Source organism: Vreelandella venusta (assembly GCF_015689495.1).
GTDB lineage: Bacteria > Pseudomonadota > Gammaproteobacteria > Pseudomonadales > Halomonadaceae > Vreelandella > Vreelandella venusta.
Genome location: NZ_CP065135.1, coordinates 2,853,734 through 2,867,652, shown reverse-complemented (window position 1 = coordinate 2,867,652; position 13,919 = coordinate 2,853,734). Strand labels below are relative to the sequence as shown.

At 44.5% G+C, this 13,919-nt stretch carries 8 protein-coding genes; all 8 read left to right on the top strand.

Annotated features, from left to right (window positions below; translation table 11 throughout):
• The first annotated feature begins 131 nt into the window (after positions 1-131).
• The 8 genes from IR195_RS13645 to IR195_RS13610 all read left to right on the top strand — a co-directional run bounded on the left by IR195_RS13645 (position 132) and on the right by IR195_RS13610 (position 13,900).
• Entirely contained in the window at positions 132-1,853 is a 1,722-nt protein-coding gene (locus IR195_RS13645; RefSeq protein WP_206047836.1) for a coiled-coil domain-containing protein, read from the top strand.
• Positions 1,850-3,736: a coiled-coil domain-containing protein gene (locus tag IR195_RS13640; protein ID WP_206047835.1), complete on the top strand. Its 1,887-nt coding sequence runs from the start codon at positions 1,850-1,852 to the stop codon at positions 3,734-3,736. Before IR195_RS13645 ends, IR195_RS13640 begins: the two co-directional genes overlap by 4 nt.
• Before the next feature lie 642 nt (positions 3,737-4,378).
• The gene (locus IR195_RS13635) at positions 4,379-4,684 is read left to right on the top strand and encodes a hypothetical protein (RefSeq protein WP_125749844.1); all 306 of its coding nucleotides are present in this window, start codon (positions 4,379-4,381) and stop codon (positions 4,682-4,684) included.
• Positions 4,685-4,746: 62 nt separating this feature from the next.
• Positions 4,747-5,865, top strand: coding sequence for a non-hydrolyzing UDP-N-acetylglucosamine 2-epimerase (gene wecB / locus IR195_RS13630; RefSeq protein WP_206047834.1), 1,119 nt, complete (start codon positions 4,747-4,749; stop codon positions 5,863-5,865).
• A gap of 97 nt (positions 5,866-5,962) precedes the next feature.
• Positions 5,963-7,243 carry a UDP-N-acetyl-D-mannosamine dehydrogenase gene (gene wecC, locus IR195_RS13625; protein ID WP_206047833.1) on the top strand — a complete coding sequence of 427 codons (1,281 nt, stop codon included), beginning with the start codon at positions 5,963-5,965 and terminating at the stop codon, positions 7,241-7,243.
• 293 nt (positions 7,244-7,536) lie between these two features.
• The gene (locus IR195_RS13620; RefSeq protein WP_206047832.1) at positions 7,537-11,148 is read left to right on the top strand and encodes a glycosyltransferase; all 3,612 of its coding nucleotides are present in this window, start codon (positions 7,537-7,539) and stop codon (positions 11,146-11,148) included.
• A gap of 23 nt (positions 11,149-11,171) precedes the next feature.
• Positions 11,172-12,173, top strand: coding sequence for a polysaccharide pyruvyl transferase family protein (locus IR195_RS13615; RefSeq protein WP_206047831.1), 1,002 nt, complete (start codon positions 11,172-11,174; stop codon positions 12,171-12,173).
• Positions 12,174-12,196: 23 nt separating this feature from the next.
• Positions 12,197-13,900, top strand: coding sequence for a hypothetical protein (locus IR195_RS13610; RefSeq protein WP_206047830.1), 1,704 nt, complete (start codon positions 12,197-12,199; stop codon positions 13,898-13,900).
• The last annotated feature ends 19 nt before the right edge of the window (positions 13,901-13,919 follow it).

The window sequence follows — 13,919 nt, the reverse complement described above, 5'->3', positions numbered from 1 at the left end:
TCAAGCACCCAGTTTTAACATTACTGTTTGGGTTAGCCCTTTCGTACAGTCAGAGTGTGCCTGTGGCTAACTAGCTTATCTGTTCAATTTTGAAAAATATGATCAACATTCAAGCAAGGAGCTTTCAACCTATGCCGCGGGTAATTTATCTGGGCTTGCAAGCCTTCGCGCACGAGCCGCACCAGTTGTTGCCAGCTGCGGAAAATCCGTTGGCATGCGAATCACTAGTAGATATCAGCGAAGCAGATGCGCAAGCTCCAAGCAGTATATATCTGTTATCCACGTTGAATGATGAAGACGTCGTTAAGCTACGCGCTTGGTGTAAGCATGACGCAGAGCGCCAGGTAATGATCGCTTGGCCACAGCCAGATGCTTGGTTAGCAGCAAACCTTGCAAGCGGCGCCGTTGCCAAAGAGGCGCTTAATGATTGGTTAGCGCAGGCTAAACGACTACTTGCACTGTTTCGCTCAGCGCGCCGCCAGGTTACCTTAGTAGGCTACTCGCCAGGTCGCACATCCAAGCTCATTGACGCACCGCTCGACTTACCAACCACGGCGGCGGATAAAACAATTTATCGGCTAGCCGCGGCTTACCTTTGTGGGCAAACCCAAACGTTACAAGATATCTATGCTTACCTGTTGGCTAGCAGCCAGGAGAGCCCAGTTGAGGAAGGCCAAGAGGCGACCATCGCCCAAGCCGCGCTTAACGAATACCATGCCTTGCAAGCAGCCAGTGAAAAAGGGCAGCGGGATGGCCGAGCGTTACAACAGGCAGAGAGTCTTCAAGAACAACAACAGCAGAATATCGCTCGTTTGAAGGGCGAACTAACAGCCGCGCGTGAAGAGTACGCTGTTGTTTTTCAACAGCTTCAAAGCGTTCAGTCGTCGCTGGCTGAAAGTGTTGACAAGCAAAAGGCAAATGTTGAGCAGCGTGAGCAAGAGAGTTCAAAACGCCTTAAAGAACTTCAGCAGCAAACTAACACGTTGCAAAAGAAAAATGCTCAGCTGGAGCAAGATAACGCGACCATTAAAAAGGCCCAGCTAGCACTTCAGCAAGAAAAAGAGTCCCTTAAAAAGGCGTTGGCGGCGCAACTCAATACTCAAAAAGAGGGGCAGGAAACTCTTGCTACGGCGCAAAAAGAGAATGCGCAGCTGCTGAATACCCTGCAGCAGGCCCAACAGGCCTATGAAGCACTAAGCCAAGAATACCAAGCTTTAGCCGCGCGTAAAGATGACGAAATTTTCCAGCAACAGCGCCTAGTAAACGCCCAGCAGCAAAACATAGACAGCGTAGTCACCAAGCTAGAACGGCGCGCCGCTGAAGTGCAAAAAATCCAGCAACAACTAGAGAAAAGTACCCAAGATACCGCACACTTCCGCCAACAGCTGGAAAAACGCCAGAAAGAGCTCAATATATTACGTGCGGATACGCAGCGGCATATTAGCCACTTGGAAAGCTTAGTGCAGTGGCTGCGTGTGCATGCACAGCGTCATGCCGCGGTGGCTTACCGCGATAGCCGAAGCTACAAAAAAGAGCTACCAAAGCAGCTAGCCATGCTGGAAGCAACGCCGTTCTTTGATGCCGACTGGTACCTTGCCCAATACCCTGATGTTGCCAAGTCAGGTATTAAACCCGCCGAACACTTTATTAAGTTTGGCGCGATTGATGGCCGCCATCCAAGTTCTCAATTCAGTACCGACTTTTATCTTACTCACTACAAAGATGTCGCGGCATCGGGTCAGCATCCGCTGCTGCACTACCTGCGGCATGGCATCGCCGAACAGCGAAAAACGCAGCCACCACAGCACCATTTGCCCGCGCCCAAAAAACCGACAGAGGGGGCTGATGCATGAGTCAAGCTGCCGACCTGCTAGTGCATATTGGCCCACTACGTGAAGAGAGTGAGACGCTTATTAAACAGGCCAACTTAGCGGTATTGTTGGCATCACTTTCGCCCGTTTCAGCGCACCACAAAGGGTTATCTCAAGTGTTACCGGCATTGCATATTGCAGACCAGCCGATAACTCCCCCCGGCGGTGAAGCAGTGTGTTATGCCTACACACTGAAAGACTTCAACAGCTTGGCTCCTGCCAGTGAACTAACGACCCTCTATCCTGGTCTAGGCAAGGCTCGTCATCAATCAGTAGACACTCAAACACTGCCGCAAGCGCTAGAGCAGGCTGGCCTGAGCCAAGCAACGTTTAGCCATTTGATTATCGAACAGCCGGAAATTTCCCTAAGCCTGCTGCAGGCGTTCAATCATTCCGGTTTACTTGATCAGTTAACCCATCTGTGGGTACGTACTAGCCCGTTGCGTTTATACGAAGGCATGGCGACAGACGCCGAGCTAACCCAATGGTGCGAACAGCAAGGTTTTGAAGTGGTGGCTCAAGATGCCGCGGACCCGGATTTCTTTCTTCTCGGTTTTAACCGTAGCCCGCTGTATCACAAGCTAAAAGAGACCCATGCACAACTGGCTGAGCGTGATACACAGCTTAGCCAGCTAACCGAAGAGCGGGATGCACTAAAAAAGCAGCTAAATCAGGCGCTCAAAGCTAATCAGCAGCAAAAAAAAGAGCATCAGGAAACCGAGCAAGCACTCAAAAAGATCGAGCAGCAGTATCAAGACGCTGTGCAAGCTGAGCAGAAAGCGCAGGAAAAGCTGCAAGAAACGCACACTTGGTTTACTCACCGCAAGCAGCAGGCAGAAGAGGGCGTCGAGAAAATCGCTAGCCTTCAAGAAAAATTAACGCACAGCGAAGAAGAGCGCGAAAATTATCAGCGCTACTTTGCTAATCGAAAAAAACAGCATGAAGAAGCTGAAGCTGAGTTAGTGAAAGTCCAGCAGCAGCTAACTGAAAAAGACGCTACGATCAGCCAGCTCAGCGAACAGCTCGCCACGTTACAACAAAGTAACGAACGGTTTGGGCAGTTAGAAAGTAAGCTGGAATCGCTGTTCGGCGAACAGCGCAGCTATATACAGCAAACCACCAACGCTCTTGGTCAGCACGTTACCCGTAGCGCCCGCCAACAGCGTGACGAACAGGCGCTAATGAACTACCTGCAACATGGTCAGCGCCCAATTAGCACAACGTTAGCACCTGGCTATGCCATGGCCTTGCTAGAACACTACAATGCAAATAACCATGATGTAATAGTGATTTTTGGCAGTAATGGCACAACGGAATTGCTGGCGCAAAGTGTAATTAACGCCCGGGCAGAGCAGCCCAAACTAACCCGGCAGAAAGGCCAGCATCACGGGCAGGAACACGAGGTAACGTTATCTCACGCTGACCTGCCACAAACCATTATTAGCATTACGCATCAGAAAGTAGCTAGCGATGAGCTGAAACAGTGCTTGAATAACAAGCGCCTTAGCCACGCGGTCAATGTGGTTCATGCCCCTTGGATAGAGTGCCAAGCCAACGGCCAAACGGCGCTGTTCTACGCGGCAAATACTGTTCTGCAACGCCTAAACCAGTGGCTGCCGGAAGATGCTCGTGTACTAGCGATTGTAGGCGAAACGCTAGCCGAATCAGGGCATAGCCGAGAAGCGGCGTTAACGCTACTGCTACAGCAACTACCCACGCAACGGCTGGATATTGTGCTGGAAGGTAATAGCTATCCGCTGGAAAACGACCTAAAGGAAAGCTGGAATACGCTACTCGAAACCCGCCAACGTCCAGCCCAATGGCTAACGCTCCCCAACACAATCAGCCTCAGAGTAGAAGGGTAGATAACGCATTCTTCCCAACCGTCTTTCCCGTATACCACCGAACCGCCATTAATTGATGCATCGAACCGCCATTAACGCATGCCACCGAACTGTCATTCCCGCATGTCCTTAGCGGGAATCCATTTTGGATTCAGGCACTCAGGCATCAGTGGGTAAGGTCAAGGTGGATTTCCGATAACCCCACTCGGAAATGACGGGGTTGGAGCTGCTCGGAAATGACGGAGTTGGGGGTGCTCGAACTGTCATTCTCGTATGCCACCGAACTGTCATTCCCGCATGCCACCGAACTGTCATTCCCGCATGTCCTTAGCGGGAATCCAGTTTGGATTCAGGCACTCAGGCATCACCGGGTAAGGTCAAGGTGGATTTCCGATAACCCCACTCGGAAATGACGGAGTTGGGGGGGGCGGAAATGACGGAGTTGGGGGTGCTCGAACTGTCATTCTCGCATGCCACCGAACTGTCATTCCCGCATGTCCTTAGCGGGAATCCAGTTTGGATTCAGGCACTCAGGTATTAGCGGGTAAGGTCAAGGTGGATTTCCGATAACCCCACTCGGAAATGACGGGGTTGGAGCTGCTCGGCAATGACGGGGGAAAGGCTCTAGCTTAAAATTCACGATTCAAGATTCACGAGATACCCATGGAAAAAGATCTTGTTAAGCGCGCTCACGATGCTTTTAAACAAAACGATTATCAAAATGCCATAACGCTCTATCAACAAGCGGCCTACCAGTATGGGCAAAGTCTATTTGATGTTAATATTAAAATTTGTGAACAAAGGCTACAGAAGCCCGGCCAAGTGTTCCAACATGCACCCAAAAGTGCTGAGACTATCCCTATTGCCCAGCAATTAGCAGAAACTCAGGAACTGCTGGAATACTATTATCGCCGTTGTCAGGAACTGGAATACCGCCTACAAGACGCTGGCCAAACGAAAACGTCATAAGGCTGTCAAGGTATGACACTCAGGCCTCAAGATGGACTGATAACTGAAAAAGAAGGTAAAGAATGAAAGTACTCACTGTCTTCGGCACCCGCCCAGAAGCAATTAAAATGGCACCGCTTGCACTGCAGCTTGCCTCAGACGAGCGTTTTGAAGCCCGGGTTTGTGTCACTGCTCAGCATCGAGAAATGCTAGATCAAGTGCTCGCTTTATTCGAACTTACCCCAGACTATGACCTGGACATCATGAAGCCGGGACAGGATCTTAACGACGTCACTTGTGGCATTCTGCAAGGGCTCAAACCAGTACTGGAAGACTTCAAACCAGATATTGTTCTAGTGCATGGCGACACCGCCACCACCTTTGCGACCACCCTCGCATGTTATTATCAGCAGATCCCTGTAGGGCATGTTGAAGCAGGTCTGCGTACCGGCAACCTATATTCTCCCTGGCCGGAAGAGGGTAACCGTAAGCTCACAGGAGCATTGGCTGCAGTTCACTTTGCGCCTACGGGCACCTCGCAGCAAAACTTACTGGATGAGGGCATTGCCCCAGCGACTATCCACATAACCGGCAACACCGTGATAGATGCGCTGCTGGAAGTTGCCCATAAGCTGGAAACCAACCAGGCGCTAGCCGCTGAACAGGCCAAGCGGTTCCCCATGCTGGATGAAAGCAAACGCTTGATTCTAGTCACCGGCCATCGTCGCGAAAGCTTTGGTGGCGGATTTGAGCGTATCTGCCAAGCCCTAGCTGCTACCGCCGAGCGCCACCCGGATACCCAGATTCTCTACCCGGTACACCTCAACCCTAACGTCCGTGAGCCGGTTAACCGCTTGTTAGCCAGGGTCGATAATGTGCACCTGATTGAACCCCAGGACTACCTGCCGTTTGTCTACCTGATGAACCAGGCACACATTATCCTTACCGATTCTGGTGGCATTCAGGAAGAAGCGCCTTCGCTGGGCAAACCGGTACTGGTCATGCGTGATACCACCGAACGCCCCGAAGCCGTAGAAGCAGGTACCGTCAAACTGGTGGGCACCGATGTGGCGACTATTGCCAGCGAGCTAACCCGGCTGCTGACCGATAATGACGCCTACACTGCCATGAGCTATGCCCACAACCCCTACGGCGACGGCAAAGCCTGCGAACGCATTCGCGATATTTTGGCTTCTCTGTGAAATGTGAGCGCGCTACGCGCTGTGAATAGTTGCTGACACGACTCACTATTCATTATTCATTATTCACGACTCACTATTCCTACTCACGGAACACCACATGAAATTCGATACTATTTCCATGATTGGCTTGGGCTACATTGGCCTACCTACCGCTGCTGTTTTCGCTTCCCGCAAACAGAATGTTATCGGTGTTGATGTTAACCAACATGCTGTCGACACCATCAACAATGGTGACATCCACATTGTTGAGCCGGAACTGGACATGATTGTTCATGCGGCAGTAAAAGAGGGTTACCTGCGCGCAACTACCACACCAGAACCTGCCGATGCGTTTCTGGTGGCCGTGCCCACGCCGTTTCATACCGACGAAAACGGCCAAAACCACAAAGCAGATTTAAGCTATATCGAAGCTGCCAGTAAGGCTGTAGCTAAGGTGCTTAAGCCCGGTAACCTAGTCGTATTGGAATCTACTAGCCCGGTAGGCGCTACCGAGCAAATGGCTGCTTGGCTAGCGGAAGCCCGTCCAGATCTGACGTTCCCGCAAACCCACGGTGAAGAATCGGATATTCGTATTGCCCATTGCCCGGAACGTGTATTGCCCGGCCATGTTATCCGCGAACTAGTCGAAAATGATCGCGTGATTGGCGGTATGACACCCAAGTGCGCCGAAGTGGCCTGCGAGCTCTACAAAATCGTAGTAGAAGGCGATTGTGTATCCACTACCGCCCGCACTGCAGAAATGGCTAAACTGACCGAGAACAGCTTCCGTGATGTAAATATTGCCTTCGCCAATGAGCTTTCCACCATTTGTCATGAGCTAGACATCAATGTGTGGGAACTGATCGCCCTGGCCAATCGCCATCCGCGTGTGAATATCCTCACCCCTGGTGCAGGCGTGGGCGGCCACTGTATCGCGGTAGACCCATGGTTCATTGTCGATGCCTGCCCGGAACAAGCGAAAATTATCCGTGCCGCGCGCGAAGTGAACGATAACAAACCCCAGTGGGTACTGGGCCGCGTCAAAGAAGCGCTAGAGTACTACCATCAGCAACACCCGGATGCCAAACGCAGCGACCTTACCGTGGCCTGCTTGGGCGTTGCCTTCAAACCAGATATCGATGACCTGCGTGAAAGCCCCGCACTAGGCATTGCACAGCAAGTGCAGCAGCTAGGCTGCCGCCTGCAAGTGGTAGAACCCAATATCAAGTCACTACCTAAAACGCTGCAAGGCGAGAACACCACGCTGGCCACGCTTGAAGAAGCACTTACCCAAGCGGACGTGGTATGCGTACTCGTTAAGCACAAACCATTTATCGCAAATGCCGAACAAGTACGTGCTAAAGAAAGCGTGATCGACGCGGTCGGGCTGCTAGGGTAATTCTATTTTCGGCTCGTCATCCCGAGCACCGAACTGGATTTCCGACTGGCCTTCCCGAGCGGGGTTAGCGGGAATCCAGTGATATCCCGTCATTCCCGAATTGCACCAAAACTGTCATTCCCGAGTGAGGTTATCGGGAATCCACCTTGACCTTTGCTACCAAGGCCAGGGTATTAGAAGTCATTTCCAAATGTGTTTATCGGGAACCCACGACAGACCGGCACGATACGCTAGTAACCTTCATGACTGTAAATAAAGTCTCAAAACTTAACGGGTAACAGTAATATACTCCTATGGACGATCTGCTCAATCACGCCCAACAGCTTGCTAATCAGGCCCCTACGCCTATCATCCAGCCAATAGAAGGACGGGTCGCCTACTTAGTAAATCAGGGTCATGGCACAGCGAATGGCAATACTCAGCAACTTGCAGAAGCCTTGAACCGGCAAGGCCTTGAAACCCTGTGTATGGTACGCCCTGGTTGGCCTTGGGATGCTGAAGGGAAGGGAAACGACCTAATAACCCCTGAGTCTGATATCAACGGTGTGCGTTATCTTTACTCCACGTTACCCAGCAGTGCTTCAGAGTGCGCGCGTGCTACATTAGAGGCTACCGTAGAGAAACTGATCAAGCTATTACGTGTGTATCGCCCCACGGCCGTTCTGACAGAAACGACTGATGTAGGGTTGGGCGCGTGGATTGCAGCAAAACGGTTAGGGTTGACGATTTATGGAATGGGGCCTAGCCAAGAAGATGTAACTGACGAGAAAGTATTACATTGCCTATTTGTAGCTAAGCAAGCTGAATATGTATTTGTGAACAACCGGCAAGTTAAATCTACATTGGTAAAAAATGGGGTGAAAGAAGAAAGTATTGAGGCGATTTCTAAGAATGTTGATAGTGTTACATTGCCATTGGTTCATGCGAAAAGGCTCGCATCTCTCTTAGAAAAAACTAAAGGTATAGAGACAGTAATTGAATCTCAGCCGCTTAAGCGTTATACAAGTATGCCTGCTTTAAGTGTAAATAAAAGCTTGAGGGGTAGGGTTAAAACTAAGAAATCAGAAGATATTATAATAAATCCTGGTAATTCTTTTGAAATAAAACAAAAAGTCGAGGCTGGTGAAGAGTATTCACTAATTATTAAGTGTTTATCTAGTAGTGAAAATCCAAAAGGTTCTGTTGCTGACGTTACATTTTACGATAAAGAAGGTAGGATGTTACCGAAGCCTTATCCTGGAATGTCTAAATCAAAAGCTTTTGGATCATATTTTTATATAGCTACTCATGAGTCTGTAACTGAAAAAGCTAAGAATCATACTTTTTTATCGCCTAAAAATGCTGTTGAAGTGTCTATTAAGATTGTTGCCTTTGGTGTTAAGTCTAGTATGACGCTTGCAGGTGGATATAGGCTGATTTCTAACAAAGAACGACTTAGGGAAAGTGCTAAAGAATGTAAGTATATTGAATCATTTAACGAGATTCTTCTAGAAGCAGAATCCATTCCAGATAGTAACGGTACTGAATATTTTTCTAAACATAGTTTTCGTGTAGGAGTTATCGGTGATGTATATATGTATAACTTTTACAAGGACGTTTTCAATGAAGTTCATTACCTAAGCCCGAGCAATTACTCAGAAATTTTGGCGAAAGGAATAGATATCTTTATATATACTACATGTTGGAAAGGTATCAATAATGAGGAATGGCGTGGTGTGAAATTTAGGGATACTCCTAAAAATGCGCTAGAAAAAATATTAACGCATGCAAAAGAAAATAATATAAAAACTGTTTTCCAAACAATTGAAGATCCTTCAAATTTTGATTATTTTTTACCAATAGCCGAAAAGTTTGATTATGTTCTAACAACAGACACAGACTGCATTGATCGCTATAAGAAGGAGCTAGGTCACGATCGAGTCTATTTTGGTGAATATGGTGTAAATCCACAATTAAATAATCCAATCGGTTGTCGTAGAAATACTCGAAATGCTGCTTTTTTCGCAGGATCCTATCCTAAGCGATATCAAGAGCGTTGCGATGATATGGAAACAATTTTTGATTCGATCGTTGATTCTGGCGGTGAAGTATTGATAGCAGACCGTAACTTTGGTTCAGAATCAGACGATCTTGTTTATCCAGATCGCTTCCAGTCTAGCGTGCTGCCGCCGGTACAACACGACGTGCTTCAAAAGCTACATAAGCTATTTCGTTACAATTTGAACTTTAACTCTATCAAGCAAAGCCCTACCATGTGTGCTATGCGAATTTATGAGCTTCAGGCTCAAGGGAATGGTTTTATATCGAACTATGCTAATTCGGTTTTCAATAAATTCCCAGGAGTTCGTATAGTACCCTATAAACAAGATATGAGTTTCGATTTTTGCAAAGATGAAACCTGGGAAGAATATCGAGTTAATGTTAGCAATATTCGTGAAGTTCTTGATAGCAAAACGAGTTATCAAGTTGTCTCAAAGCTATTAGAAAACATAGGGCTAAAAAACGTAACGAAGCCTGATAAAACTATTGCAGTTATCTGCAGTGATAAAACAGATAGTGTGATACGTTCATTTGAAGCTCAGGCCTATCCTCATAAAATATTGATCGAGGAGGCAGATCTAGAGAGTTGGGAGAAAATAAAAAAAGATTATAGTATTGGTTATTTTTGTTGGTTTAATTCAGAAAATAGCTATGAGAAATACTATCTTAGCGACCTTTTGAATGGTTTTAAATATACGAATTGTTTTTATATAACCAAGAATTCTTTTTTTAACGTATACGGCCAATATGTGCCTGGTAAAGAGCATGAGTATACAGCTCTATGTAGTGGTAAAGGGCTATCTTTGTTTAGTGCGAAATATCTTAAACCAGGCGATTTGTTAAGCTACAATGAAAGCCAAAGCTTTAGTTATGAAAATGGTTATAGTATTGATCCATTTGAAGTCAATTTTATTAGATATATGCAAGTAAATTCTTTAAATGAGTTGAATTATCAGCTGTCAGTGATAATTCCTGTTTATAATAATGGTCGCTTTCTGATATCAAAATGTCTTCCTAGTCTTCAGCGTAATAAAATATGGTCTGAGATGGAGATATTATTAGTAGACGATGGTTCAACAGACCATGAAACACTGTCGACACTTGAGTATTTGGAAGCTCAGTATCCTAATGTACGTGTAAAATTTAATCATGATGGAGGTAGTGGTAGTGCATCTCGCCCTCGAAATCAGGGAATTGATATGGCATCTGCAACACTGGTGACCTTCCTTGATCCAGATAACGAGATTGCGCCAGGCGCTTATGACTTGCTAATAGAGTTGTACCTAGAAGCTAATCACAACTCACCGGAACCCGTTGAGTTTGTTTCTGGATTTCATGTTAAAGTTGGTGAAGATGTTAGAACTATTGGCAAGCATACTCCCAAGCGTATAAGTGTTATTCGAGATTTTAAAAAGGGTTATTTTGATCGCGGACGCTTCCCTGTTATCGCTACGCAATCAGCTGTGATATCTAAAAAACTATTAATAAGTAAAAATATTCGTTTTGTTGAGCGTTCAGCAGGACAAGACACGCTTTTTGGTTGGGAGCTTATTGCTAAGGCTACGTGTGGATGTTTTAATGGTGAAGCATATATTATTTATTATGCAGATCGTTCTGATTCAATTACTAACAAAGTTGATGAAGGATATTTCAAGAAAAAGCTCATTCTTGAGAAAGAACAGAAAAAATTCTTAGAAGAAAATGGTTTGTTACAGATATTTATCGAAAATCGTTTTGACCAATTCATGTCAGATTGGTATTTAAAAAAACTAGATTATGTTGATAAAGATAATGTTGATAAGTGTAAGGGCGTGTTAAGTGATATCTGTCATGTCTATCAGAAAAAAATTGACGACTATCTTTGATTAAATAGCGAAAGGATGTAGAGATGAATAAGCCTAAAATTGGTTTGGTTGGATATTTTGGCTGGGGGAATTTTGGCGACGAGCTCTTTATGGAAGCTCACAAGCAATTCTTATCCGATGATTATGACTTGGAAGTGGTTCACGATAAATTAGAACAGCCTTATTTCTCTGATGCCGCTTTAAAAAACTTGAAAAATTATGATGGTTTTTTGATTGGAGGAGGAGATTTAGTTAATCCCAATGCAGTTTCAGACCTCTATTGGCGTAAAGAGTATCTAGAAAAGCCTGTATTCGTCCATGGCATTGGCTGTCCAAATTTAAAGGTTAAACAGTCTCGTGCGTTAAATTATTTCCATGATTTTTTTTCTAGTAACTCAGTGAAATATGTTTGTCTAAGAGATATTGAAAGTAAAAATTATTTTGATGCCACAGTAAAGCCTAAAGTTGAAACAGTAACATATCCAGATGCTGTGTTTGCGATGAATATTCCCTCTGTAAAGCGTGACCCTAAAGATAAAACTCTAGGGGTTGTTTTACGCAGTCATAAATCATTAGTTGGCGAGTATGAGCAAGTAAGAAAGGCTGTTAATGAAGCCAAAAGACTTGGATACAAAGTGAGCATTATTGTTGCTGCTTTTGGAAATTTGGGTGATGGAGATCTATCGGTCTCGAAAGACTTCGCATATGATGATGAAGAAATTGTTTACTCAACAGACCTTATGGAGCTATGTAAAGCTTTAGGTAAGTGCAATCTTATTTTGAGTATGAAATTTCATGCATTAGTTGTTGCAAGTATGTACAGCGTTCCTGTGATTCAGCTTTCTTCAACACAAAAAAATAGAAACCTGTTTAGATACATGCAGCGCCCAGACTTACTTGGTAATTATCACGATGAAGAACTTTATAGAAAGATACCTCCAACTCCCGCTCCCATTCATTCTTTGCTAGTTAAAAAGCTTAAGAGAGATGCAGGGCAAGGTTACTTATCTCTTATCAGTTCTATGAACGAAGTTTTTTATCCTTAATTTAATCATAGATGAGTTCTGGTGTGTCAAACTACCTTATTGTTTCAGCTCCGTTAGACAGTCCCTATGAAATGCAAATCTCAGAATTTGCTGAGGTTTTTGATAGCGATTGCCACAAGTTTGATTGGGGCGTTTTTAAAGTGTTTGTATTTTCTAAAGGTGTTCAGAGTGGCACATCAGGATTCTTAAAAGGAGTCGCAATAGATCACGACGAGAGAAGTATCATTTTTCATGATGGTTTTGGCTTTAATAACTATGAGGCTTTAAATAGATCCGAAGGTTGCTTTATTTCGTTACAAAGAAGAAATGATTACTTGAAAGTTCATGGTGATAAATTTGGTTTAATGCCTAAGCTCTATACAGTTTTTGAGTTTGGTGGTGGTGCGGTGTCAGACTCTTTTTTTATGCTGATGGCCTTGCGTCGTTTTTTAAATATTGATGCTGATTTTCACGATGAATCTTTTAATTCCAGGTCTTGGTTTAATGCAATAACATATCAGCTACTGAGCAAAGATACAGTCTGTAAGCAAATAAAGTATCTCCCAGCTAACTCATGTGTTTATTTCCATAAGAATAATTTAATAGTAGAGCAGCAAGATGCTTCATTAAATTTTCTTATTAATCAGAAGTCATCCTATAAAGAATTAGTCCTAAAAGCGGCATCTCAGATTTATGGTCTTATGAGTGGGCTTGCAGGTATAGATGAATCGTATTTGAGCTTGTCAGCATCTGGCGGTTTGGACTCAAGAATTTTACTATGCGCCTATTCAAAGATGAAGAAAGATAAATCTTTAGTAGGCTTCGGTGTGAATTCTAAAAAGAATTTAACTAAAGATTTTGATATTGCTTGTAATATATCTGAAAGTATAGGTGTGAATTTTAATAGTAGACCAGCCTCCCGAAAAAGTACAAAAATAAACGGAATTTTTGAGTGGCTTATTTTTTGTTGTGGTATTTATGACCCTTTGTACTCAAGTGGTTCATATTTGGAAAAGGACTCTCTTATAAGGCTCGGAGGTCATGGTGGCGAGCTTTTTAAAGGTAATTATGGGTGGCGAAAATGCTCTTCAATAGGATTGTCTTCCCTCGATAGTGGACTATATGACTTATTTAACAGAGAAATAAAAAAAGGTGTTAAGTCTTTAGGCCTTGATGATGAGTCGAGTTTTTCTTCTGAGTTTCATTATCTAGGTTATCGAAACCCACTGCATGGTAGCAGATTTTTACAATCTACCTTGTTAGGTTTTAGGCCATTAGTAAATGAGAGCTTGATTCGAGTTGCTTATAATTGCTTTGATATACAGTGTCGTGATAAAAATAAAATATCACAAGATTTAGCAATTTTATTAGACCCCTTAATAGCAATTGAACCATATGATGATATTAGGAAGCAAATAAGTCCATCTTATGCCTGTGAGCGAATGAGTTATTTTGGTGGTTTGGGCGAGGTGAGTAAATATTCTGTATTTGGGCATCCAGCGGATATTAAATCTGGCCCTATCCATGGCGCTCTTAAATTAGCAAGAAGTTTTTTTGAAAAAAATAATATTCCATCTAATAAAAATGATTTAAAAGTATTTCTTTCTGACTTCTTGTTTGCTAATGAAGTTGTGGATCGTGAAGTCAAAGATAGGATTTTGAATGCTATTCTCGATAGTTCATCTTCTTATAAAAGTGATGCGGCAACAGGTAAGGCCTTTTCACTTTTTCTAATTACAAGAAAATAATATAAATTAATTTTAAAAA